Here is a 25326-nt window from a genome sequence, read left to right on the forward strand (position 1 = left end):
ACCGGCAAGCGCCAGCGCAAATGGGCATGGAGCGACCAGTATGGGTTCAAGGAGGCAGCCGGATCAGAGGCCAAGTTCACCGATACGTCGCCGTCGGTTGGCGTTGCGCACTAGAAAATCAACCTGAATAGGGCCTGAAGCAAGGCTCAGGTCCCCTTGATCTCCGCCCGGCCGATCTTGCGCCATCGGGAGTCTTCGCGGACCAGTTTCAGGTCGTCGGTCGTGTCGGCAAGTGTCCGCAAACTATATTGCCGGAGCAGTTCCGGGAAGAGCGCCCCTTCCGGCAGGCCGGCAAGCTGCTCGCGGACCGATATCTTTTCATCGATGACTCGCATGCCCCAAGCATTTTCGCGCACCTGCAGCTCCGCAGCCAGATCGCGCTCTTCCGGCACGTTTTCATCCAGCGCGGCCAGCAGGATCGAGTGGAAAAGCGCTACGTAGCCAATCTGTCTCAGGCCGCCCACGGCCCGCACGCGCGGCAATATGGCAAGGACGAGGAACATCAGGAACAGGTTCGGCAGCAGCACGCCATCCAGCAGCGCCTGCCTGAGATGCGGCCGCTCGAACGGGATGGAAAGACCGTGCGGCCTGTCAGGCTCGATCAGGTGTCCGTTGTCGAGGGCGAGCTTGCGCACGCGCTGCTCGCGGATGCCCCAGAAATAGTCCGTCGCATTGGGCAGGAATCTGCCAAACGGGCCCGATGCGGCCTCTTGCAACGCATGGTCGAGACGCTGGCGCCTTGCGGGCTGGGTGAGCAGCCTGGAAAGAAGGCTGCCGTCATATTCCAGATGCCGTGCCATGGCAGAAGCGGGGAGCCGATCATCGATGAAGACGGGAGCGGCCATGCCGGAACGATCCCAATTGGCGACCAGATCCTCATTGAGGGCCGTCAGCGCATCGGCGGCGGTTCCAAACACCTTGTCCTGGCTGGAAAGCAGTGTGCCCCGCCAGCGGCTGCCATCCGTTTCATCGCCAACCGCTTCGAGCGCGCGCTTGTTGAGGGAGACAGGACCGGCCACGCAGACGCTCTTGCGGCACAGTTTGTGGCGCCCCAAGCCAAACAGGTTGACCTTGTCGTCGCCGACATCGAGCCATCCCGGCCCCTCCCGGCCAATGGTCTCCATGGTCATCGTCGTGCCCATGAAGCCGACGAAGGCCGACAGCCCGTTTTCTACCGCGCCGAGCCAGGCAAGCAGCAGGGCATCGAAGGTAATCCGATCCATCAGGAGGAGGCAGTGCAGGCCGGATTGAATCACCGGTCTGTGCTCGAACTCTTCGAGGACCTTAGCGACTTCCTCAGGCTGCATAATTACGTCGAGGCGCTGACGCAGGACGTCGCGCAGGATCGAGCGGGCGGCGATCGCCGGGCCCGATACAGGCCTTGCCACCGGCCGCCACAGATGGCGGGCGTAATCGGAAACCGGTGCATTCCAGTTCTGCTCGATGTCGCGCACGACTTCAGGGCAGAGCAGCGACAGTACAGCCAGAATTTCCACCGGAGGCGTAGGGGTTGGATCGAAGACGGCGGTCATTGATCCCGTCTAGCCGCATGTGGTGCAAACGCCAAGGGAAACAGCGAATCTTAGAACCGCAGTCGGGCCATGCTCAGGAGGTCGTGGTACTGCCCGTCAGTAAAGCCGGCCTTCACATGCCGACCTTCGACCTCGAAGCCGTGGCTTGTGTAGAGACGGATGGCCGGTTCGTTGTCGGCATAGACGGTCAATTCGACCCGCTTCAGGGCCCGCCAGTTATCGGCCACGTCGAGCAGCGCGCCGAGTATGGCAGAGCCGATGCCCTTGCCGACAAAGGCATCGTCAAGGCCGATGTTGATCTCGCCGACATGCGAGCGGCGCGAACCCTGCACGACAAGGTTGCCATGGCCGACGACCTTGCCTTCCAGCTCCGCCACGATCCAGGTGGTTTCCTGGCCGGACTTGGCAATGCGCCGCTCCACCTGCTCCACCCGCTCGAAAGGCATCCTGAGAGTGCCCTGGCGAAAGCCCGGCATGTTGAAGATAGCGCAAAGCGCCTCCGCATCGCTTGGCCGGACGGCTCGAAGCTGCGGTTCGATTTTCTCGGAGGATGGCGAGGTCGTGCTGGTCATGGCGTTCCCGGCTAGAGCAATTCTAGGAAAGGTGTAAGCGGTTTTCCGCCCGGAATTGCGTCAGAACAACGAGATAGAGCAGTTCGCCGTTTCCTTTGAAACGGTGAAATGCTCTAGGGCGATCGGCCCGGCACGATGCACCGGACTTCACTCGAAAATCCAGTCGTCTCCATAGTCTATGATGCCGATTGCGAGCTAAAATACCGGAAGGCAGCGTAGAATTTGAAGACGCCGCTGAGACCGATCCAGCCGAAAAGGGCGAGCCAGCATAATGTCTTTGTTGCCGTCCAGTCGATCCGGTGCACCGCAGCGTCGGTGATGACCAGGCCAAGGATGGCTAGCAGGCCAACCAGAAGCTGCGCCAGACCGAGCACCAGCAATTCCTCGCGCGGAGCGTTTTTCCATAGGAGATACACGCCGCCGGCGCCGGCGAGGAAGATGGCGCTGTAGACCTGGGCGTGGAAGGGATCGACCGGCCACGGCCAGCTGCTGCTGACAACCCGGGGGAACAGCAACATGCCGACGCCGTATAGCCCAAGGATCGCCGTTTCCGCTGACATGTAGCCGCGCCATGCGGGGGTTAAGGCCACGCCTTTTGCCGAAGGACGGGCCCTGGCCCGCCACAGGAACAGCCCGGATACCGCGGCCGAGGCAAGATAGACAAGGAACCAGAGCCAGGCCGCTTTTCGTTCGAAGTTGAAATAGCCGAGATTGATGAACGAAGCCGCCGACACGATGACGGTGAAAATGAAGGCCATGACGAGCACCAGCCTGCCGGGCGACCAGCGATTCCAGAACAAGAGCGCCGCCATCACCGCCATTTCGGCGGTGTAGAAGCCGCCGAGGAAGCGGGCGCTGAACGGCGTGACGGGCCACGGCCAGCGCGGCTTGACCAGCGTGGGCGCGAAAAACAGGCCGGCGCCCACGATCAGGACGACGATGACAGCCGCGGAGAAAAGGCGAAGGGCCCCTGGAAGCGGCGGATTGTCGGATTTCGGCATGAGAGAGAGCCCAAGATGAATGCCCATGGACCATCATAGTGCCGCTTGCAGCCGGTGAAAATCTGCCGAGTGGAATTGAACCGTCATCAGGCTTTGTTCTATTCGAATGGCCGTAGGGTCAATTTAGACGTAAAATGGAGCATTCGGACCAAAGCGCGGTCCAGTTAATACGCCTCGGGGCGGATTTTACGGAGCCTGCACGATGAACGAAGCTCAGGATCTGTTCTCGCTTCTGCGGCAAACGGCCGATGTCGATCCGCCGGCAGTTGACGCGATCAAGCGAGCCATTGCCGAGGGCGAGGACCGCGAACTTTGCCGCATCAATGTGCTCGCCTTCGCCAGCAAGCATGGCCTCGACGAGGAGCGCGCCATAGGCGCCTTTCTCCACGCCGCGCGGGTAGGCATCTTCGACATTTCCTGGAATGTTCTGTGCCCCGGCTGTGGTGGGGTGCTCGACACCAACGCCACGCTGAAAACCCTGCAGAAGGACGAATACACCTGCGCGCTGTGTTCCCAGGGCTATTCGCCGACGCTGGACGAGATGGTCGAGGTGACATTCACCGTCAGTCCCCGCACACGCAGGATTGCCGCCCACAATCCACACGAACTTCCTGCGGTGGAATATTTCCGCCAGATCTACTGGGCGTCCGGCGTCGACGTGCCGGAGGAGGGTTTCGCGCAAAAGATGGAAGAGTTCTCGCTGGAGGACATCGAGCTTGCGCCCGGTGAGAAGGCGGTTCTTCCGATACAGCTTCCGTCCGAATTCATCATTGTCTTCGAGCCGGTCACCCATTCAGCGCAGTTCATCGACGTGAAGGGCGAACCGACAAAGGAGCGCCGAAGCCTCTCTCTGGTCTTCGACCGCGACCATGTCCAGAGCCAGACGCTGGAGATGCAACCCGGCCCGTTGCGCATTTCGCTGGAAAATAGGACAGACACGCGTGTGTTGCCGGCAGTTTTCATCGCCGGCCATGAACTGCATGAATTTCTGGGGAAACGCCGACCCTTTCTCACCGCCAAGCGACTGCTGACCAACCAGACGTTCCGCGATCTCTATCGCACGGATACTTTGGCCGTCGACCAGCGCCTGAAGATCACCAGCCTGACTTTCCTGTTCACCGACCTGCGTGGATCGACCGCGCTCTACGAGCGTGTGGGCGACCTTTCGGCCTTCGATCTCGTGCGGGAGCATTTTCAGGTTCTGCAAGATATCGTCGCGGCGGAGGCGGGCGCGGTGGTGAAGACCATCGGCGATGCCGTGATGGCGACCTTCGCCACGCCAGATCGTGCGATTGCTGCGGCCCTCAGGATGCGCGATGCCATGCGCACGCTCAACGACAAGAGTGGGCGCGAGGATCTGCTGCTCAAGATCGGTGTCCATGCCGGCCCCTGCATCGCCGTGTCCTTGAACGAGCGGCAGGACTATTTCGGCCAGACAGTCAACATTGCTTCGCGGGTCCAGAACCTTGCCAACGCACAGGCAATCTTCGCCACCCGAGCGGTGGTCGACGACAATCTCACCGCCGATCTGTTGCGCAGCAAAGCGCTGAAGCCGGAGCCCCACGAGGTCTCGCTGCGCGGCATTGAGCGGGAGATAGCAGTCTATACGATCCCCTGAAGACGTCTCGACCTCTCACACCCGCCTATAGATAAAATAACGATCGGCGGGCACCGAAGGCGGCGGCGGGAGGCGTTCCAAGTGCGGGTGATCGAGCGGCGTGCCGCTGACGGCGATGCCGCCGACGCGAAGCAGGCGCGCGGTCAGGTCGGGAAGCCAGGTAGCGGTCACTGCGTCGCGATCTTCATAGCCGGTGCCGATGTCGGCATGAAGAAGAGCGGCGTCGATGCCAATGAACCTGATCGCCGTCTCGCGTATTTCGCCGAGCACGAGGTTTTCAGCTTCGGGAATTGAGCTGGCGTGGGCGGCCAGTGCGCGGTCGAACGCCACGATCCGGCGTCCGGGCAGGCGCTCGCGCAGATGATGAAACGTCCGGCCATTGCCGAGGCCGAGCTCGAGGACAGGGCCCTCGATGGTCGCCACCTGCGCGCAGACTTGATCGAGAATGTCGCGCTGCGCGGTCAGCCTGCGGATGAAACTCTCGAGGCGACTCATTTGCGTTTGTGTGTCCTGAACCAGCTCAAGAGATCGGCAATGCCCGGGACCGGAACGGTTCGCGGGTGAAACCCGAGGGCGATGTATTAAACCCCGATCGAGCCTCGCGGCATATAGAGGCGAACGATGAACACTGCAACAACCGAACAGGCTGCGGACAAGGCGGCCCGGCGTACAGCAGGGTAACGATGTCACTTGTAGGGGTCTGCAGCGTCCCGCAGGCCGTCACCGAGGAAGTTGAACGCCAGGATGACGAGAATGACGGGGAGGATCGGCAAAAGCAGCCATGGATAGAACGCGATCACGCTCACGCTGCGCGCCTCGGTGAGCAGGATGCCCCAGCTGGTTATCGGCGCCCGCAGACCGAGCCCCAGGAAGCTCAGCGCCGTCTCGCCCAGGATCATGCCGGGGATGGAGATCGTCGCCGTGGCGATCAGATGTGACATGAAGCCGGGAATGAGGTGCCGGCGGATAATGCGGCTGCTGCTGGCGCCCATCAATTGCGCGGCCAGAACGTAATCCTCTTCACGCAAGGCTAGAAGCTTTGAACGCACCGCCCGCGCCAGCCCGGTCCAGTGGAGCAGCCCGAGGATGACGGTAATGCCGAAATAGATCAGGATCGGACTCCAGGTTATCGGCATGATCGCCGCCAGAGCCAACCATAACGGAATGCTGGGAATCGATTGCAGAACTTCGATAATTCGTTGAACGATCAGGTCGAACATACCGCCATGATAGCCGGCCAGCCCCCCGATGACGATGCCAAGGACGAAGCTGAAAGCGATGCCTACGAGGCCGATCGTCAGTGAAATGCGTGCGCCGTAGATGATGCGCGAGAGCACGTCGCGCCCCAGCCTGTCGGTGCCGGCCAGAAAGAGCTGGCCGTTTTCGGCAGGGCAGACAAGATGCCTGTCACCTTCGATCAGGCCCCAGAATAGGTAACTGTCGCCCTTGCAGAAGAAACGGATCCGCTGAACATCATCCTGCTTGTCCATATAGTTCCGCTTGAGCGTGTCCATATCCAGCGTCATCTGGCGGCCATACACGAACGGTCCGACAAACTGGCCGTCGTGGAACAGATGCACCCACTGCGGCGGCGAATAGATGTAGTCCATGTTGCGCGTGTGCAGATTGTAGGGCGCCAGGAACTCGCAGATCAGTATCCCAAGATAAAGCGCTGCCAGGAATATGCCGGATATGAGGGCAAGCCGGTGCCGTCGGAATTTCCACCACATCAGCCGCAACTGCGACGCCTGGAAGACCTTCGACTGCTCAGGCGTCATCGCCTCGACCGACTGCAGGTCAAAGGGCGCAATGGAAACGTAGTGTTGTAGTGGAGCACCCGGAGCGGGCAGCGGCGATTGCGTATTCATTTGGTGCTCCCGCCCTGCAAACGAATTCGCGGATCAAGCAGCGCCAGCGCGAGGTCGGAAATCAGGACGCCGATGACCGTCAGGAAGGCGAGGAACATCAGGAATGACCCCGCCAGATACATGTCCTGGCTTTGCAGCGCCTTGATCAGCATCGGCCCGGTCGTTTCCAAAGACAGCACGATCGCCGTGATTTCGGCGCCGGAAATGATGGCAGGCAGGATAGAGCCGATGTCTGAAATGAAGAAATTGAGCGCCATGCGCAGCGGATATTTGACCAGCGCCTTGAAGGGATGAAGGCCTTTGGCGCGCGCGGTCACGACATATTGCTTGTGTAGCTCATCGAGCAGATTGGCGCGTAGCCGCCGGATCATGCTTGCCGTGCCACCGGTGCCGATGATCAAGACCGGGATCCAGAGATGGGCGAGGATCGATTTCGCCTTGGCCCAGCTCATCGGCTCGCCGAGATATTGCGGGTCCATGAGATGGCCGATGGACGTGCCGAACCAGATGTTGGCGAAATACATCAGGATCAGCGCCAGCATGAAATTCGGAATGGCAAGGCCGAGAAGACCGAAGAAAGTCAGGCCGTAGTCGCCCCAGCTGTATTGATGGGTGGCTGAGTACATGCCGATCGGAAAGGCGATGAGCCAGGTGAAGATGATCGTGACGAAGGAAACCAAAATGGTCAGCCACATTCGGTCACCGATGACATCGCGAACCGGCAGCTCATATTCGAAGGAATAGCCGAAATCGCCGTGCAGCATTCCGCCGACCCAGTAGAAGTAGCGAATGACCGGCGGCTTGTCGAAACCATACTCCTTGCGCATCATCTGGATGCGATCGGAATCCACTGCTTCGCCCTGAGCCCGAAGCTCTGCAACATAGCTGTCGAAATAGTCGCCCGGGGGAAGTTCGATGATCGTGAACACCAGCGCCGATATGATCAGCAGCGTTGGAACCATCACAGCAATGCGCCAGACAATATATCGAAGCACGCTCAGGACTCTCCAAGCCAGAATGTGTCCATCATATAGACACCGAAATAGGCGGTCGGATCGTAGCCGTAGAGCGCCTTGTCAGGCAGATTGCGCAGCCTCGAGGACGCCAGAACCGGCTGATGCGTTCCGTTCACCGTGCCGATCGAAAACACCTGATCGGTGTAGATCGACAGCATTGAATTCCAGATTTCGGCGCGCTCCGCGGCTTCGGTCGAAACGTTCCAGCGCTTGAGCAAAGCCATCAACTCGACGACAGGCGGAAGATCGGGCGCCTCGCCGACCGTGCCGTGAGACAGGTAGTGAGCACCCCAGAGCGGCCATTGCAGCTGGTCGTCCATGGTGGGGGCCAACTGGGACGGGTTCATGTCGGCGGTCGGCACACCATTGTCGATGCCCGACCAAATCGACATCATGATCTCGCCACCTAGCGCGCGGCTGCGGAAGATGTCTCGCTGCGAAGTCCGGACGAACAGGGCGATGCCGACCTGCCGCCAGTGATCGGTGATGAGTTCGAGCGCGTCCGTTTCCAGCGTGCTTTCGCCGGCCGTTTCCACGATGACCTGCGCCGGGCGTCCATCGGGGAGGATCCGCAGACCGTCATCGTCGCGCGCCTTAAGCCCGACCTCGTCGAGCAGCGCATTGGCCTTGTCGGGATCATGGGCAACCCAGGCTTTCGCGAATTCCGGCCGGTAGAGCGGGCTCTCCGGCAGGACCGTATCGGCACTTTCCTGCGCCAATCCGTAGAACACCGCCAAATTGATCTCGCGCCTATCCACTGCGAGCGAAAGCGCGCGGCGCACGCGCACGTCGCGGAGAAGGCCACGCCACACCGGGTCGGCACAATTGAGGTTGGGCAGGAGCGCCAGCCGCGAACCCTGTGTGCGTTTCCACAGATGCATCTTCACCGGGTAGCGCTTCTCCGCGTCCTTCAGGAAGGCGTAATCGGCAAAGTCGATTCCCATGCATTGCAGGTCGCTCTCGCCGGCACCGGTCTTGGCGGAAATAATTGCCGATGAGCTGACATTCATGACCACCCGGTCAACATAGGGCAGCTGCCGGCCATTCTCGTCTATTCGATGAAAGAACGGGTTCCGCTCGAAGACGAACTGCTCGGCCGGCGGCTTGGTCCGGTTCTGCCAGGGATCGAGCGTCGGCAGTTCCGGGTTCTCCGGGCGATACTGGCGCGACATGCGGATATGCAGGAGCGTCCATTTCTTGGCCCTGTTCTCCTCCATCAGGCCGGCAAGCCGGAATGGATCCTGGTATTTCTTGTGGAACTGCTTGAGATAGGTGGCCGGCAGAACAAGCGATAGCGGCGAAGCGGCAGCGAGCTTGGGCAGGAAGTCTGGATTAGGCGCATCCCAGCTATAGCGGACCGTCAACGGATCGACGATCTCGAAGCGTGGCGGCTTGCCTTCCACCAGCAGGGTCGGGGGGAGCCCGCCTTGCGTAAGCTCATCGTTCAGCCAGACATCTTCCCAGCAATAGCGAAAATCCTCCGGCGTCAGCAGGCTGCCGTTAGACCATTTATGTCCTTCCCGTATCTTGAAAGTGAAGACGCGATCGTCCGCCACGTCGAAACTTTCGAGAATGTCGGGTTGCAGGTTGAGCTTTTCGTCATAGCCGACCAGGCGAGCATATCCGTAGATGGTCATCATCCGGATATCTTTTTGGCTGCCGATGATCGTGCGCAGCGTGCCGCCGTACTGGCCGGGCTGCCGGCCCATCGCAGCGAGGTTCACCACGCGCGGGCTCTTGGGCAAGCGTTTGGCGAGTGCCGGCAGCGCCAGGGCCTTCAGCAGCGGCTGAAGAAATTCCGGCTCCAGATCGCCGGCGCGCAACGTGCTCGGCACAAATGCCGAAGCCATGAGTCCAAGGACGGTGCGCCGGCTGATCAATGGCGTAGCTCGCTGGCATCGGCCGAGCGTCGGGCCAGAACAAGGTGGCCGCCGCCAAGATCGAGCGGCGACAGCACGTCCTCTTCGCCCTCGTCGCGGAATTGCGGTCCCCATGCGCTGGTGTCGGAAGCGCCGCTGAGCTTCAGCGTCTTGAAATCCATCGGCCTGTCGAGATCGGGGAAAGGTACTGCGGCGACCAGTGAGCGCGTGTAGGGGTGGATCGGTTTCCTGAGCAGAATTTCGCGCGGCGCTAGCTCGACGATACGCCCGCCGCACATCACCGCGATGCGGTCTGCCATGTAGTCCACCACCGCCAGGTTATGGGATATGAACAGATAGGTCAGTCCCAGTTCCTTCTGCAGGTCCTTCAGAAGGTTCAGGATCTGCGCCTGGACGGAGACGTCGAGCGCTGAAACCGGCTCGTCGCAGATCAGCAGTTCAGGCCCCAGCGCCAACGCGCGCGCGATGCCGATCCGCTGACGCTGCCCGCCTGAGAAACTGTGCGGATAACGCTTGATGAAGCGCGGATCGAGCCCGATTGCCTGCATCAGGTTCTTGACCATGGCTAACCGGGACGCGGCATTGCCCCGCTGATGGATTTCCAGCGGCTCGCTCAAGATGTTCTCCACCGTCATGCGAGGTGAAAGCGACGAAACCGGGTCTTGGAAGACCATCTGGATTTTCGCGCGCAGCATGTGCAGGGCGTCTCCCTCGCCTGCTAGGACGTCGATCGGTCGATCGCGGCCGTTGAAGATCACAGAACCACCGCTAGGGGTGACAGCCCGCATGAGGATCTTGCTGACGGTGGTTTTGCCGGAACCGCTTTCGCCGACCAGACCCAGGCATTCACCCCGCTTGATGTCGAAACTCACGCCGTCGACGGCGCGAACAGAGGTTTGATGATCCCCACCGAACCATCCGGACTTGCGGATGGTGAAGGTCTTTGTCAGATCCCTGACCGACAGCAGGATGTCGTCCGGCCCCTTCGATGCCGGCGCGGTCTGCTTGCCGAGCAGGTTCCCGACATTCACCGGCACCTCGCGCAGCGCCTTTAGCCTTTCACCAGGCTTCAGGTCGAAATGCGGAACGGCTGCCATCAGGCCCTTAAGGTAAGGATGGCCTGGCCGGCGGAATATCGCCTCGACGGGTCCCGCCTCCATGATCTCGCCATGGTACATGACCACCACCTCGTCGGCGACATTGGCGACCACGCCGAGGTCGTGCGTGATCAGCAGCATCGCCATGTTCAGCTTGGTCTGAAGCCCGCGCAGCAATTGCAGGATTTGCGCTTGGATGGTGACGTCCAACGCCGTCGTCGGCTCATCGGCGATCAACAGGGCGGGCCGGCAGATAAGCGCCATGGCGATCATGGCGCGCTGACGCAATCCTCCGGAAAGTTCGAAGGGATACATGTCATAGGCGCGCTTGGGATTGGGAAAGCCGACAAGGCTGAGCATTTCCTCGGTCCGCGCCTTGCGCTGCGCCCGAGCCATGGGCGTATGAATCTGCAGGGATTCGCTGACCTGGTTGCCGATCGTGTGCAGCGGCGACAGCGATGTCATCGGCTCCTGAAAGATTTTGCCGATGCGGCTGCCTCTCAACGCCCGGATTTCGGGCCCATCACGCGACATCTTGAGGATATCCTGCGTCGTGCCGGGCTTTTCAGGATCGGAAAACAGGATCCGGCCGCGAACATGGGCTGTGTTCGGCAAAATGCCCATCACGGCCTGGCTGAGAACCGATTTTCCGGAACCGGACTCGCCCACAAGCGCGGTAACCTTACCGGGCAGGACGCGAAGATTTGCGCGCCTGACGGCATGCAACGGCCCCCCCATGATGGCAAAAGAGATGCCAACGTCTTCGATCCGCAGCAGATCGACACTCGAATTCATTCTCACACCAGCCCCACTCTGGTAGCTCTCCAGAAAGCGAGACTAGCGCATTGCCAGCGCAGAGCAACTTGGATTCGAAGCGGTGGTCAGTGGCGGAACCGACGACCGAACTGGCTACCAAAGGCGATCGGGCCAGATCGCGGCGGTTTACTGGAGCTTACTCGGGTCGCCCGCCGCCATCCGCGCGGCGTCGCGGTGAAGCAGCATGACCTGCTCGGCGTCCGATCTTCGGCCGTGAATCGGCTCCGGCGCACCGTCTTCATCGAGTGCGAGAGCTCCCGACAGATCTGGTGAAAGCACCGTCAGCTTCTGCTTGATGCCAGCCAGTTCCTCGTTGCCGAGCGTCAGCCATTTGTTGGCACCGCAATAGCCGGCGAAGTCTTTGCTGGCCAGAACGCTGTGCGGATATTTCTTGGTCAGGGTCTGGAGGCGCTGGACCTCGTTCACAGCCGAGCCGAAGACAGAGAATGTGAGCCGGTCGGTGAGCCCGACATTGCCAAACATCACATTGCCGACATGCAGGCCGATACCAAATTTGATGTCGGACAACCCCTGCTCTTTTCGGCGCAGGTTGAGATCCATCATGCGTGCGCTGGCCTTGTGGGCGGCCGCAAGCGCAGCCTGGCAGGCGATCTCGGACTGCGAACGATGCCTTTCGCAAGGGTAGACGGCAATGAAGCCATCACCGATGAAACTCATGATCTGCCCGCCGTTGCGATTGAAAGGTGCGGCAACGGCGTCGAAAAACTGGTTCAGCGTATCGATATAGACTTCGCGGCCTGAAGTTTCGGCAAGCCTCGACGACCCGCGCATATCTCCCATTACCAGTGCGGCCCGGATTGTATCGCCCTCGCCGCGCTTGATCTGGCCGTCAAGCACGCGCCTGCCAGCGTCGCCGCCGAGATAGGTCGTCATCATGTTGTCGGCGAGCTTGGTCAGCACCGCCATCTTGGTGGCAATAGCGAGATGGCTCTGGATGCGCAGCAGCGCCGAAATCATGCTGTCGCTGAAGCCCGCGGCGCTGTCGGTGGACCAAGACCCCATCATGCCCTGACTGGTGTTGCCGCTGAAGGGATGGACGAAAGCCATGTAATCGGTGATGCCCATAAGCCGGAGGTCATCGAAAACAGGAAACTCCGATAGCACCGACGGGTCGAGCCGGCGTCGCAGATGGTCGAGCTTATTGCTGAGCAGATGGTAGTATGGACTGGTCAGGAATCTTTCAGACGGCACACCGGCCTCCTTGCGGAAGCCTTCCACTTCCATGCCCTGGCCGCGAACCCAGGTGAAGCCAAGCGCGTCATAGAGCGGATGAAGCATCGAGAAGCTCAAATGCACCCGCTTCAGCGGCAGGCCGGCAGCAGCCAGCCGTTCGCAAAAGCCATTTACCAATGTTTCCAGGTCGTTGCCCGCCAGCGCCGATTCGTTCAGCCAATCGGCAACCTTATCCATGAGGATGGTGGAGATTTCTGCGTACGATGTGCTCATGCTATCTCGAAACCCGTCGGAAGACGGAACCATTATCTTCTGATCTGTCATAACACAGTCCGTCAACGACCCAACGATAAGACACCCGAAGTCAACAAGCCGGCCTCGGCGGCAAACGCGGCGAAGAATATCCCGGATGACTACCCTTGCGGCCAAGGGGAAGGCGTAAATGCATCTGTATTCCGTGGCGTTATGTGGCGAGTCAGCCGACGCAGTGCAACCACGATCCTGACACCGCGCAAGAAATTCGCCGGCTCAGATGCCGTCAGGCCTTCACCACCGTCTCTCGGTCCAGCCCGAGGCGGCCAAAAACATTGCGCGTGTCGACGATCAGAGGAGCGTGATCAGCGATCGTCTGATAGTCGATCGCGTCGTGGTCGGTTGCAACGACGACAGCATCGAAATCTTTCAGGGCCGCCTCGGTCAATTCGACCGAGCGGCGCCCCTTGATCGCCATATGCTCTCGTGTGGTCGGTATCTCGATAACATGCGGATCGTGGAATTCCGCCTTGCCGCCCCAATCCTCGATGAGTTCAATGAGCCGCAATGAAGGGCTTTCGCGGATATCGGGCACATTCTTCTTATAGGCGAGCCCGACGATGAGAATGCGCGAGCGGCTGAGCGCCTTGCCGCAGCGCTGGTCCAGCGCCTTCGCCAGCTCATCGACCACATGACGCGGCATGGCCGTGTTGATCTCTGCCGCGAGCTCGATGAAGCGGGTCGGCAATTCGTATTCGCGCGCCTTCCACGTAAGGTAGAAGGGATCGATCGGAACGCAGTGCCCGCCAAGTCCGGGGCCAGGATAGAACGGCATGTAGCCGAAGGGCTTGCTCTTTGCCGCCTCGATCACCTCCCAGATGTCGATGCCCATCGCACCGAGCACGACCTTCAACTCGTTGACGAGAGCTATGTTGACCGAGCGGAAGATGTTTTCCGTCAGCTTGACCGCTTCGGCGGTCGCGGTGGTCGAAACCGGAACGACGGTCTTGACCACGCCATGGTAGAAAGCCTGCACGAGCGTCGCCGCTTCAATGCCGTCGCCTGCCACGACCTTAGGAATCGTCGCGACTTCAAAGCTGCGGTTGCCGGGATCCTCGCGTTCGGGCGAGAAGCCGAGGAAGAAGTCTATCTTCGACCGCAAGCCGGTTTCTTCCAATATGGGCTTGATCACGTCGTCGGTGGTGCCGGGATAGGTGGTCGATTCCAGCACGACGAGCTGGCCTGGACGCAGATGCTTGGCGATGGTGCCTGCTGTGTTCCTGACAAAGGAGAGATCCGGCTCACGGTTTTTCGTCAGCGGTGTCGGAACGCAGATGATGATGACCTCGCAGACGGCCAGTTCCGCAAAATCCGCAGTGGCGCGGAACCGTCCGCTCGCCACCTGGCCGGCAAGGGCTGTCGACGTCACCGCCTCGATGTAGGATTGGCCGTTGTTCAGGCTCTGGACCTTGTGGGCTTCGATGTCGAAGCCCGAAACCGGGAAGCCCGCGCGTGCGACCGCAACCGCCAGCGGCAATCCGACATAGCCCAGTCCGATCACGCCGACTTGCGCGGCGCGCGTCGAAATCCGGTTTAGAAGATGGTCATATATCGATCGTGAGGCGTCCAAAAATCTGCTTTCCCGTCAATTCGGACAGGCTTGTCCGTTCCCGTGGCGAGGCTCACTTGGTCCCAGGACCATAGCGGAGGCATATTGCGGAAGATCGGTTTCCGCAAGCCGTCATCAAACCGGCACCTTCGCCTTCAGGCTTGCGGCAGCCATCGCATAGCCGCCGGCAGCGCCATCGATGAAATGAAGGTGATCGCGCTGCAGCGGCGAAGCGACGAGACATGTCATCAAGGCCGATTTCTGGCGGTGAAAGCCATAGGTGCAGATGCCCGCCTGTTCCGCCTGTTTCAGCCGGTTTTCGATCCGTTGCAAGACGTCGGCGTCAACATCGATGGTCATCTTCAAGCCGTCGTCGAACTTCCGGAAGTCCGAATTGCTGGCCACTTCACGTTTATAGACCTTCGGATCGAAACCGCCGATCGTCCAGCCACATCGATCGGTGACAGCCGTAAGCGTCATGAGGAACACAACCCACAGCTTCGTCAGCCACCGCCGTCCAGCCGGCCCGGTGGCCCGCGCCTCGAGATCGAGACCGGCGGGCAGTAAACTGTAGGCCGGCCCGTCCGCCGGTACGGGGTGGCCATCGCGCTCCTGCCTGCCGGCAAGGGCGATGATATCGGAAACCAGCAACTGAAAGCCGCGCAAGTCGCGCGACGCCCCTGGTATGGCTATGATCGAGACGATTTCGCCATGTCGGGCCTCGATCGGGTTCCAGCGGCAGGAGAGGCCGGTCAGGTCCGGCCGCGCGCCGGCCGGCGCGGGATCGATGCCGTAGCGCCCCGCTTTCATCTCGGCTTCCGCCCAACTGCCGCCACCGCCGGCGAACATGGCATAGAAGACCGCTTCGGAGGCCTGGAACCTCGCCACGCGAACGTCGAGCCCTTGCGCTCTTATATCCCTTATCGGCACGATTGCGGCACGCAGGGCTAGGTCCAGTTCTTCCGCCACCCATCTCTGGACAGCGGCAAGCGCGTTGCGGGCGATCTCCAGCGCCGAGCCGGGAAACGCCACGAGCGCGCCGTCGCCGCCAAAGACAAAGGGAAAATCTTGCCGACCCAGCGCATTGAGCAGCGCCGAAATGACGCTGGCGCCGGCCATATTGACCGTTTTATAGCCCCCAGCCTCGATCGCCTTGGTCGAGCCGACGATGTCGGCGGTGGCCAGCGCCCAGTCATCGGGGAGAGGCCGATAGTTGTCGATATCGGCAACGCTTTCGAACTTTGCGAAGACCGGCAGAGAAGCGACAAACGGGTCCGACGCGGCAGCTGTTTCCATGGGCATCAGATAGCATATTCCACTGCTTGAAGGGTGAAGTCGATCATGCTTCGAAATTGACTTGCGCCAGCTTTCTGATGATAGGGTCCGGCGATGCGAATTGCCTTCTACGCACCACTGAAGTCACCCAATGATCCCGTTGCCTCCGGCGATCGTCAGATGGCACGGACGCTGATCAAGGCGCTGGAGCACGTGGGGCATAACGTCGAACTGGCATCCGAATTGCGCTTCTATCTACGCGAACCAGAGCCGAAAAGTTTCGATGCGCGCAAGATCGAGGCCCGGGAAGAAGCCGCGCGGCTGACAAGGCTTTGGGCTCGTGACGGCAAGCCCGATCTCTGGTTCACTTATCATCCCTATTACAAGGCGCCCGACCTGATCGGGCCCGAGCTGACGGCGGCCTTTGCTGTCCCCTATGCGACAGCGGAAGCCTCCTATTCGAGGCGGCGCAACGCCGGTTTGTGGGCTGATGCACAAGCTTTGGTGGCGCGAGCCGTCGAACAGGCGGCGCTGAACATCTGCTTCACGCAAAGGGACCGCCAGGGACTGGCGGATGCGGTACCCGGCGCCACTTTCGGCATGCTTTCGCCCTTCATCGACACATCGGCATTCCGTGAAACGCCGGCACGGGGTTGTCCGACACGCCTCGTTACCGTCGCCATGATGCGCCCGGGCGACAAACTCGAAAGCTATCGCATGCTGGCGCAAGCGCTCGGCTCGATCGGTCACCTGCCCTGGACCATGTCGGTCGTCGGGGACGGGCCTGCCCGTGACGAGGTCAAAGCGCAATTTGCCGGCTTGCCCGCCAACCGTATCGAATGGCTTGGCGCGATTGAGCCGGCCGCCGTGCCGGATGTCCTCTACAGTGGCGGAATTTACGTCTGGCCGGGTTTCGGCGAGGCCTATGGCGTTGCCTATCTTGAAGCGCAGGCCGCCGGCCTGCCGGTGGTGGCTCAGGACATCGCCGGCGTGCCGGAGGTCGTGCGGGATGGCCGGACCGGGTTCCTGACCCCGCCGGGCGATTTGACGGCGTTCGCTTCAGCCATTGAAAGGCTTCTGGCCCGCAACGACGAAAGAACCGTCATGGCCGCAGAAGCCAGACGTTTCATCCTCGAAGAACGCTCCCTCGGTGCTGCGGCAGCGCGTCTCGCCGAACTTATTGCGAAGATCCCGGTTTCATGACGTCCGATCAGATCTGGCAACCCTTGGTGAAAGAACTGGCGCGCTGGCAGCGGGCGGACCGCAAGGCAGAGTTCTGGCTGCGCGACGATGACGCCGTGGATCCGACGCCTGCGCTTGATCGGCTGCTCGACCTCACCGGTCAATTCGCAATTCCGGTCACTCTGGCCGTCATTCCGGCCCTGACTGATGGGAAGCTGGTCGCCCGGCTTGACGAGGCGCCGCATGCCACAGTCGCCATCCATGGCTGGGCGCACCGAAATCATGCGTCGGAGGGCCAGAAAAAGCAGGAGCTCGGCCCGCAGCGGCCACGCGAGGCGGTGCTCGATGATCTGGCTCGCGGGCTGTCGCGCATAACCGGCCTGCACGGCGCACGTGCCGTTCCGATGCTGGTGCCGCCCTGGAACAGGATCGACGCCGGCTTGGTATCCGAGCTTGGATCGATGGGATTTGCGGCATTGTCGGTCTATGGGTCGCCGAAGCCGGCTTCGCTGGCGGTCGTCAACAGCAATGTCGACATCATGGATTGGCATGGCACGCGCGGTTGCCGCGATCACGGCATATTGGTTCAGGCCATCATCGCGCAATTGCGACAGGCATTCGACGGCGGCGAACCGGTCGGCGTGCTCGCCCACCATCTCGTACACGATGAATCGGCCTGGCTTTTCCTGGAACGGCTGTTCACGGTCACCGCACAGACTGAAGCCTGCGCATGGCTTCCGATCAGGACATTGATCGGGCGCGGCGCCGGCAAAGGAAAATAGCTCAGCGCGCTTGGTGCGATAAGACTGGAAATTCGAGCGTCTGGCCATCCCGCGCGGCAAAAGCGCCGGCAAACCTGTCCTTGGCCAGTTTCTCGATCTCGCCCAGTTCCTCGTCGGTGCGTGCCGGATCGTGGTGAACCAGCGCAAGCTCCCGCGCGCCGGCCGCCTCGCAGAGCTTGACCCCCTGTTGCCATGTCGAGTGCCCGTTGCCGCGGTAGCGCTCCATTTCCTCCTCGGTGTAGGTGCAATCGTAAATGACGAGGTCGGCATCTTCGATGAGGTCGAGGACCGCCTGATCAAGCTTGCCCGGCTCGTGTTCGGTGTCGGTGATCACCGCCACGACGCGGCCGCCCCATTCGACCCGATAGCCTATACAGCCACCGGGATGGGTTAGGCTGCCGGTTCGGATCACCACCCCTTCGCGCGGCCGAAGAATGTCTCCTGATACGAAATCGCGGTAGTCGAGGCTTGCCTTGCAGACGTCCAGTCTCACCGGAAACCAAGGCGGCCGCATGAACTCATCGACAATCTGCTGGGTCGTCATGCGTCCTGCAAGATGCCCGGACCAAAGCCTGACTTTGACGCTGCGGTCGTAGATCGGCTTAAAAGCCGGCAGTCCGATGATGTGGTCGTAATGGCAGTGGGTGAAAAACAGGTCGAAATCGGTTACGCCCGACGCCCGAAGCGCTCGGCCGGCAGGCGGCAGGCCGGAGCCCGCGTCGAAGAGAATCGTATGCTTACCGCATCGCATCTCGATGCAGATCGTGTTGCCGCCATAGCGGGAGAATTCTGGCCCCGATACCGAAATGCTGCCGCGCACCCCCCAAAACTTGACCAGGAAAACCTCGTCCTCCATGCTGCTCCTTCGCGGTCCAGTCGCCCATGCTAGCCGGAGCCATCACGACGGCGAGGATTAAGTGCGCGTCACTGGTTACTTGGCGCTCCGTGCGTCGATCAGATCCGCGGTCGTATGGCTTAGGCGATCGGCGAGGACCCGCACCATTTCGATGGTCATTTCCGGGAACTCCCTCATGAGCCTCAGGAAATGATCCTTGCGAATTCTCAAAGCTTCCACCGGACTTGCAGCTCTGACGGTGGCCGTGCGAGAGCTGTTGCACAATATGGCGATCTCGCCAACGATCGAATTTGGCAGCAGTTCGGCAACTTTTATCGGTCCGTTGTCGGAATCGACCAGAATATCCGCCTTGCCTGAAAGGATGACATAGGCGGCATCTCCCTCGTCGCCTTGCCGGAAAAGAATCTGGCCGGCGCTGTAGCTGACGCGATCGGATGTGAACGCAAGCAGCTTGAGCTTTGCCGACTCAATGCCGGAGAACAAGGGAACGCGTTGCAGCATTCCAACCTCATCCTTGAGCAGCATTGTCGCAAACCTCCCAAAATTCACGTCTGCCAGACTAGAACAACCGACGCCCAGATGAAATCAATTCCGTTTCCAGGTGGCAAGACGAACCGCTTGAGGTAGCGAGCCCAATCAGCCGGAACGCTCAATCCATTGACCTTGCAGCAAGTTTCCCAACGGCGGAATGATTCCATCTGAATGTCCAATGCTCTATGAGAGCAGTTCCTTGAAAATACCGCCCCCGGCCAAAAGTGTCTCGTGTGTTCCGTCTTCCACCAAACGACTCGAGTCGAAGACGACAACGCGATCGAACATCATCGCCATTGCCGGATTCGTCACGACGCACACAATTGCCGGCGAACGGCCGTCGCGCCTGGCTTCCTCGAGCACGTTTTGCGACACCTTGTCCTGTACGCGCTGGTCGAGCGCCGACAGCGGCCGGTTGAGAATGAGAAAATCGGGCCGCTTGAGCAGGGCTCGGGCAACATCGAGCTTCTGTCGCTGCCCAGCGGTCAACCGCCTGCCGCCGGCGCCGACATTGAAGTCCAAACCGACATCCAGCAGTTCGGCATAAAGCCCCAATTCATCAAGAATGTCATAGACGATGGAGCGTATGCGATCCGGCGCGTCGGGATGGTTGCTACCCAGACGCCCGAATAGGACATTGTCCATGACCGTAGCCGCGGCAATGTATATGGCGGGATCATAGCGTTCGACCGCATTTTGCAGCTCGGGCGGCAGGTTTTCATAGAATCGATTGCGTGCGGCAACGATCTTGTTCATCAGTTCGTCGCCCAGCAGGCCGAAGCGATGCCGGGGCTCGATATAAGCAAAGCTCAGGGTGACGATCATGGCGCGGTCGTTCTCGGAGACCGTCTCGTAGGGACGGTTCTTGAGCCGTTGCAGCAAGGTTTCGTAGGCGGGTATCTCCTCGGCGCTCATGAAGGCGAGCTGCTGGAAGAACTGGTGATCGGGCGGCAGATCGGCAAACAGCTCGATCGATTGTTCGGCGATATTCAGGCCCATTTCGTAGAGCGTGCGATCGAGGCCGGCTTGCCTCAGCACGGAAGCAAAATAGGAATTTGCCGCCAGAGCCTTGTCGGCAAGCTCCGGGCCGGCGGCAGCGCCGAAGAGCAGGTTCTGGCCGATCGTTGCTTCCTTGTTGTAGGCGCCCGGCTCGAAAGGAACCACCAGTTCGTTCAATCCTTCATTTTCCAACCGGGTTCGCAGCGCCGCACGCAGTTCGACGATCCGCCCGGCAAGCTTGGTGTGTCGCGTGAGGTCGGCCGAAGAACGCAAGCCAAGATCCAGAATGTCGCGCGACAGAAGAACTGCGTCGAGCACCTGGCGCACGGCTTCAAAGAGGTCGTGCGGGCCGGTAGCGCCGACGGAAGCATAGTCGATCCAGTCACTGTGGATATCAAGGTCCGGGTTGCCCGACCGGCGCGCCTCGTGAATGTTCCAGCGCTGCTGGTCCGCCGCGGCACCGTCATAAGTCACCGATGTCAGCGGCGCATGCTTCAATCCGTAGAGCAGATTGTCGCGGAGGCTTGCCTGGAACAGGAAAACATCGGACGAGGCATAGGACATGCGCCGGCCGGTCACTGCTTCAGGGAGTTCAAGCAGGTCGTCGGCACCCGAAGCGACCTTTCCGCTTTCCGGCCAGCTCAGCCGCGCGAAGGCCTCTGCAAGCGCCTCCGCTCCACCTGTTGAGGTGCTGACCAGCGCCACCGTCTCACCGGGATTCACCTGCAGAGAGACCCGGTCGAGGAGCATTGCACCGCCATCGTCTGCCATGGACAGACCGATCGCCGACAGGGGTTTGGTCATCGGACCGGGATCATCGATCGTCAGTGCGCCGATTTGCGGCGCAATGAGACCCTCGACGGTGAATTGTTCGACGACCTGCTGGTATTTGACCTGGACGTCCTGCCGATCCTGATCCCAGTCGATCAGTTCCTTCATCGGTCCGGGCAGGTCCTTGTAGGCGCCGATCACGGCCACGAGCTGGCCAACGTCCAGCCGGCCATGGATGACCAGGTAACCGCCGACCATGTAGAACAGAAAGGGCGTGATCTGCGCGAGAAAATTGTTGAGGAACTTCACCATGAATTTCCATTGGTAAAGATCGAAGCGGATCTTGAAGATGAGGCCGAGCCGGGCAGCTATGTCGGCGCGCTCGTAATTTGATGTATCGTGGACGTGAACCGCGCCGATGCCGTCGACGATTTCGCCGACGCGGCCCGATAGCGCGCGCGCCGTCAACTGCCGTTTACGCCCGAGCACGATCAGCCGCCGCCGCATTCGCGGGATGAGCACGATCTGGATCAAAACGATCACGGCGGCAATCATTCCGAGCCAGAAGTTCTGGACTACGATGAACAGCATGGCCGTCACGGCCTGGCCGCCGAGCAGCACCGGCTGCAGGAAAGCATCGCCGATGAAACCGCCCAGCGGCTCCACCTCGTCCTTCACCATGGTTGCCACCTCGGCGGATTTCACGCGCTTGAAATAACGCGGCGGAAACCGCAGCACACGATCGACCAATTCGAAGCGGATACGGCGCAGCATGCGTTCGCCGAGGCGGCCCTTGTAGGTGTTGATGTAGAATTTGAACAGGCCGTTGATGATGACCAGCAGGAGGAACACAAGGCTGAGGGCAAACAGCGTCGTCGTGCGGTCGAGCTGAAAGCCAGGAAAGAACTGGACCTCTCCGATGAACGGCAGGTTGTAGTGCAGCCTCATGAATGGCTGGGTCGCGCCCGGTTGCTCGAACCCCTTGCCTTGGATCGGGCCGTTGACGATCAGCTTCGGCAGGTCAAAGGACATGAAATACGGGATCATCGAAAGCAAGACGATAACCAATATCCAGAGCTGCTGCTTCTTGGTGTGCGTCCAGATATAGCGAGCTAGGCTGGGTTCCATATGCGACTGTGAACCTTCAGTTCAAAGAACAAAGTAAAAGCATCGGCTGGTGGACGGCGCATCGGCAATCATCGCCGGCGACGCGTTCGAAGCCTGCGAGGCGGCTTGGCGAGGCAAGATTGCGTTGTGTCGCCCGAAATCCCAACGTACAAGGCGAATATGATGGATGTCACGCAACCGCGCAATGCCGGCATGGACGGGCACGAGCAGGCCTTGGACCTCACGCGGGGAATTGCTGCCTATGTCAACCACCCTCTCGTGGCAGGGCTGGCGCGCGTCATCGCCAAACATCCGCAGGCCGACATCGCCAACGCCTTCAACCACAAGCAGGTGGCCTGCAAGATGTGGGCGCTCGACAGACTGTTCGAAAGCTGCGGCGGGCGCTTCGCGCGCATATGGGTTCTGGGCGGATGGTACGGCATCTTGCCGGCGATGCTTTTCAACGACCCTCGCTTCGACATCGCGACGATTGACAGCATCGACATCGATCCCGAAGTCGCGCCGGTTGCCCAGACCCTCAACCGGGAAGCCGGCGACCGGTTCCGGGCGCTGACGGCAGATATGTACGCACTCGACTATGCGGCCGGGCCGTCCGACCTGATAGTCAATACGAGCTGCGAGCACATCGCCGATCTGCGCGCCTGGCTTGCCCTGCTCCCGCGGGGCACGAATGTACTGCTGCAATCGAATGACTATTTCAGCGAGCCGACGCACATCAACTGCGTGGCTTCACTTGCAGCCTTCGAGGCAATGGCGGCGCTGCGGGAGATACGATTCTCCGGCGAACTACCGACAAAAAAATATACGCGCTTCATGCTGATTGGGACGGTTTAGTGCCTTTCGCCCAAAACCGCGTAGCGGTTTAGGACAACGACATGCATCAAGACTTAAAGCGCGTCGACTGAATCCGTTCAGCGCGACGCGCTTTAGGCCCCGCCGTTTGCTTGGTCATGTCCCGGGCCCCATTTTTAGCGACCGTGTTCGATGCCGCTCGCGCAGGATTTGCGCCGAGTGACGCGCCCCTTCCAGATCGAGACGATGCGCGGACGGCCTCGGCGCCACCAGCGCCTGTTCGATCGCCTGCGCCAAACCTTCAGGCGTCAGGTCCTTTTCCATCAGCACCGTTGCAAGACCGAGTTCTTCGAGCATCAGGGCGCGAACCGTTTGTTCGGTTTCCCCGCCGGCTGCAAACGGCACGAGCAGGGAGCGACAACCCGCGCGCAGGACATCGCAGACCGTGTTGTAACCCGCCTGCGAGACCGACAGGCGAGCGCCGGTCAGCAGGCTGGCAAAATCCTCGCGGAAGCGGAAGATGGACAGGCCCGGCGTGACATCGCGTGCGATGGCGTCAAACTCGTCTTTCGGCAAGTTTGGGCCGGTGATCAAACACCATTTCCAGCCATTGTTGGCATTCCGCGCCGCTGCGATGGTGGAACTGACAAGACCCCTTCCGGCAGCCCCGCCGCCAACCGAAACCAGAATGTCGAAGCGCTCGGTGGCCGCGGGCGATGGCGGCGCGGCAACGAGCCCTGTGTAGGTGACCTCGGCCCTGATTGCCCTGGCCAGCGGAAATGTCTTGTCGATGGTTGCGAAAGCCGGATCGCCGTGGACCATGACAAGGTCGAAGTGTCTGTTGATGAGATCGACCGTTTCCTCGTTTCGGCCCGACTTGACGCGCTCCTGAAGAATATCGCGGACGGACGTCGCCAGCAGCGGTCTGGGCGATGTCGCCTCGATGGCCTCGATCAGCGGCATGAGTTCGAAACGCATCTGCCGGCGTCCAAATGGAAAGGCCTCCACAATGACGATGTCAGGTCTGCAATCCCAGTAGGCCTGCAGCAGTGTCTCTGAACGTCGTTTCTTGAAATCATCGTCGATGGGTCTGCCCTGCAGATCGACAAGTCCGGAAAATCCTTCATCACCGGAGGTGACAGGCGGCAGGGTTACAGTTTTCACCCCTGGTCCCGGAAACCCCGCGATCGGCGCGCCGCCGGTCACGACGGTTACGTCAAACCCGTCATCGACCAGTGCCGCTGCGATGCGGCTGGAGCGAGCGAGATGGCCGATACCGAGCAGGTGCTGGACATAGAGGAAGACGCGCTTCAATCGGCGGCCCGCCACTCGCGCTCGAACAGTTCCTTGAGCTGTCCGATGCTTGCCGTATGATCGAAATTGCCGCGCACGCGCCGCTCGGCGGCGTCGCCGAGACGGGCGCGCAGCACGGGATCACGGATCAGGCGCTCCAGCGCCTTTGCTAGGGCAATTGGGTTTTCCGTCGGAACCAGCAGCCCGGTTTCATCCGGCGACAAAAGCTCCGGCACGCCGGAAACATCGGTCGACACGCAGGCAAGCCGCTGGCTGGCCGCCTCCACTAGGACATTCGGCAGACCGTCCCGGTCGCCATTTGCGGTGATCCTGCAGGCCAGGGCGAAGATGTCGGCGCACCGGTAGTGCTCAAGCACCTCCTCTTGCGCAAGCGCGCCCTTCCAGGACACGCGACCATCCAGTCCGAACTTTTGCGCCAGCGCCTTGAGCCGTTCCAGTTCCTCGCCGCCGCCGATATGCTCGAAATGCCACGCCAAATCGCCAGGCAAGAGGGCAAGCGCCTCCAGCAAGGTATCGTAACCTTTCTTTGCAACTGCGCGCCCGACACTGAGAATGATAACCGGGTCGTCCGCCGCCGAGCCGTCATGCTGTTTTCGCGCCTCGCCGAAACTGCCGAAGCGATCAAGGTCGAGCCCATGGTAGCTCAGATGCACGGACGAGTTGCCGTTTGCGAGTTCTTTAAGACGATCGAAGCCGGTTTTCGTGCAAGTGACCGTCCAGCGCGCCGAGGAAAGCTTGCCGGCCAGATCCCAGTCCGCAGAAGTCCAGATGTCCTTGGCATGGGCTGAGCAGCTCCAGGGCAGACTACGAAGCAAGCTGGCATAGCGCGTCACCGATGCCGGCGTGTGCGCGAAATGGGCATGCAACCATCCCGCGTCTTCCGGCCATTCGGCCGCCAGCACGAGCGCTTGCCCGAAGCGGCGCACGCGATTGCGCGTAAAGTCGCGGCGGATATCGGCAGCCAGCGATCCGAGCGCGCGCCAGAACCCCGGCCGCAGCAGATAGGCAAACAGCGAGCGAAGCACGCGCAGCGGCTCTTCATGCAGATATTCCGGCAGATAACGGACGGGCGCCTTGATCTCGTCATGCACAGGGTGGCGTTTTGCGTCGGTCGGCCGCCTGAGCGCGACGAGTATCAGGTCAAATCCCGCGCGCTCCAGACCGAGCAGTTCCTGCGCGATGAAGGTTTCCGACAACCGCGGATAGCCCTTTAGAACCACGACGATCTTGCGACGTTGCAA

At 60.8% G+C, this 25326-nt stretch carries 20 protein-coding genes; 4 read left to right on the forward strand and 16 right to left on the reverse strand.

Translation table 11 applies throughout. The features are described 5' to 3' along the window. Positions 1-146: 146 nt before the first annotated feature. From EJ068_RS07985 to EJ068_RS07995, 3 genes are all read right to left on the reverse strand, one after another. Positions 147-1532 carry a hypothetical protein gene (locus EJ068_RS07985; RefSeq protein ID WP_129554509.1) on the reverse strand — a complete coding sequence of 462 codons (1386 nt, stop codon included), beginning with the start codon at positions 1530-1532 and terminating at the stop codon, positions 147-149. 50 nt (positions 1533-1582) lie between these two features. Further along, a complete protein-coding gene (locus tag EJ068_RS07990; RefSeq protein ID WP_042639164.1) occupies positions 1583-2104 on the reverse strand; it encodes a GNAT family N-acetyltransferase in 522 nt (173 codons plus the stop codon). 176 nt (positions 2105-2280) lie between these two features. Continuing rightward, entirely contained in the window at positions 2281-3132 is an 852-nt protein-coding gene (locus EJ068_RS07995) for a hypothetical protein (RefSeq protein ID WP_245463372.1), read from the reverse strand. A gap of 175 nt (positions 3133-3307) precedes the next feature. On the opposite strand from EJ068_RS07995, the gene EJ068_RS08000 reads away from it, so the two are divergent. Then, a complete protein-coding gene (locus tag EJ068_RS08000) occupies positions 3308-4723 on the forward strand; it encodes an adenylate/guanylate cyclase domain-containing protein (RefSeq protein WP_127249251.1) in 1416 nt (471 codons plus the stop codon). A 15-nt stretch (positions 4724-4738) separates the two neighbouring features. Here EJ068_RS08000 and EJ068_RS08005 read toward each other — a convergent pair whose 3' ends face one another. From EJ068_RS08005 to EJ068_RS08040, 8 genes are all read right to left on the reverse strand, one after another. Continuing rightward, positions 4739-5218 (reverse strand): class I SAM-dependent methyltransferase, encoded by a 480-nt coding sequence (locus EJ068_RS08005; RefSeq protein WP_127249250.1) that lies wholly within the window; start codon positions 5216-5218, stop codon positions 4739-4741. A 191-nt stretch (positions 5219-5409) separates the two neighbouring features. Next, positions 5410-6591: an ABC transporter permease gene (locus tag EJ068_RS08010; protein ID WP_127249249.1), complete on the reverse strand. Its 1182-nt coding sequence runs from the start codon at positions 6589-6591 to the stop codon at positions 5410-5412. Beyond that, positions 6588-7586: an ABC transporter permease gene (locus tag EJ068_RS08015; protein ID WP_042639159.1), complete on the reverse strand. Its 999-nt coding sequence runs from the start codon at positions 7584-7586 to the stop codon at positions 6588-6590. The genes EJ068_RS08010 and EJ068_RS08015 overlap by 4 nt, the downstream gene beginning before the upstream one ends. A gap of 2 nt (positions 7587-7588) precedes the next feature. After that, positions 7589-9487 (reverse strand): ABC transporter substrate-binding protein, encoded by a 1899-nt coding sequence (locus EJ068_RS08020; protein WP_127249248.1) that lies wholly within the window; start codon positions 9485-9487, stop codon positions 7589-7591. After that, positions 9484-11379 carry an ABC transporter ATP-binding protein gene (locus tag EJ068_RS08025; protein ID WP_127249247.1) on the reverse strand — a complete coding sequence of 632 codons (1896 nt, stop codon included), beginning with the start codon at positions 11377-11379 and terminating at the stop codon, positions 9484-9486. The genes EJ068_RS08020 and EJ068_RS08025 overlap by 4 nt, the downstream gene beginning before the upstream one ends. A gap of 147 nt (positions 11380-11526) precedes the next feature. Then, positions 11527-12867 carry an adenylate/guanylate cyclase domain-containing protein gene (locus tag EJ068_RS08030; RefSeq protein ID WP_127249246.1) on the reverse strand — a complete coding sequence of 447 codons (1341 nt, stop codon included), beginning with the start codon at positions 12865-12867 and terminating at the stop codon, positions 11527-11529. A 265-nt stretch (positions 12868-13132) separates the two neighbouring features. Continuing rightward, positions 13133-14476: a nucleotide sugar dehydrogenase gene (locus EJ068_RS08035; protein WP_127249245.1), complete on the reverse strand. Its 1344-nt coding sequence runs from the start codon at positions 14474-14476 to the stop codon at positions 13133-13135. A 114-nt stretch (positions 14477-14590) separates the two neighbouring features. After that, a complete protein-coding gene (locus tag EJ068_RS08040; RefSeq protein WP_245463444.1) occupies positions 14591-15751 on the reverse strand; it encodes a DUF3095 domain-containing protein in 1161 nt (386 codons plus the stop codon). Between the two features lie 93 nt (positions 15752-15844). Between EJ068_RS08040 and EJ068_RS08045 the strand changes: the two genes are divergently transcribed. Both EJ068_RS08045 and EJ068_RS08050 read left to right on the forward strand, forming a co-directional pair. Continuing rightward, on the forward strand, positions 15845-16933 hold the full coding sequence (locus tag EJ068_RS08045; protein ID WP_127249243.1) for a glycosyltransferase family 4 protein: 1089 nt from the start codon (positions 15845-15847) through the stop codon (positions 16931-16933). Continuing rightward, positions 16930-17694 (forward strand): polysaccharide deacetylase family protein, encoded by a 765-nt coding sequence (locus tag EJ068_RS08050; RefSeq protein WP_127249242.1) that lies wholly within the window; start codon positions 16930-16932, stop codon positions 17692-17694. Before EJ068_RS08045 ends, EJ068_RS08050 begins: the two co-directional genes overlap by 4 nt. A 1-nt stretch (position 17695) precedes the next feature. On the opposite strand, the gene EJ068_RS08055 is transcribed toward EJ068_RS08050, so the two are convergent. The 3 genes from EJ068_RS08055 to EJ068_RS08065 all read right to left on the reverse strand — a co-directional run bounded on the left by EJ068_RS08055 (position 17696) and on the right by EJ068_RS08065 (position 21979). Next, the gene (locus tag EJ068_RS08055; RefSeq protein WP_127249241.1) at positions 17696-18550 is read right to left on the reverse strand and encodes an MBL fold metallo-hydrolase; all 855 of its coding nucleotides are present in this window, start codon (positions 18548-18550) and stop codon (positions 17696-17698) included. Positions 18551-18625: 75 nt separating this feature from the next. Continuing rightward, entirely contained in the window at positions 18626-19075 is a 450-nt protein-coding gene (locus EJ068_RS08060; RefSeq protein WP_126081340.1) for a cyclic nucleotide-binding domain-containing protein, read from the reverse strand. A gap of 189 nt (positions 19076-19264) precedes the next feature. Then, positions 19265-21979 carry an ABC transporter ATP-binding protein gene (locus EJ068_RS08065; RefSeq protein WP_127249240.1) on the reverse strand — a complete coding sequence of 905 codons (2715 nt, stop codon included), beginning with the start codon at positions 21977-21979 and terminating at the stop codon, positions 19265-19267. A 162-nt stretch (positions 21980-22141) separates the two neighbouring features. Between EJ068_RS08065 and EJ068_RS08070 the strand changes: the two genes are divergently transcribed. Further along, entirely contained in the window at positions 22142-22813 is a 672-nt protein-coding gene (locus EJ068_RS08070) for a class I SAM-dependent methyltransferase (RefSeq protein ID WP_127249239.1), read from the forward strand. A gap of 114 nt (positions 22814-22927) precedes the next feature. On the opposite strand, the gene EJ068_RS08075 is transcribed toward EJ068_RS08070, so the two are convergent. Together EJ068_RS08075 and EJ068_RS08080 are read right to left on the reverse strand one after the other, a co-directional pair. Beyond that, positions 22928-24085, reverse strand: coding sequence for a glycosyltransferase family protein (locus tag EJ068_RS08075; RefSeq protein ID WP_127249238.1), 1158 nt, complete (start codon positions 24083-24085; stop codon positions 22928-22930). After that, on the reverse strand, positions 24082-25326 hold the full coding sequence (locus EJ068_RS08080) for a glycosyltransferase family 4 protein (RefSeq protein WP_127249237.1): 1245 nt from the start codon (positions 25324-25326) through the stop codon (positions 24082-24084). Before EJ068_RS08080 ends, EJ068_RS08075 begins: the two co-directional genes overlap by 4 nt.

Origin of the sequence: Mesorhizobium sp. M2A.F.Ca.ET.043.02.1.1 (assembly GCF_003952405.1) — a bacterium.
GTDB lineage: Bacteria > Pseudomonadota > Alphaproteobacteria > Rhizobiales > Rhizobiaceae > Mesorhizobium.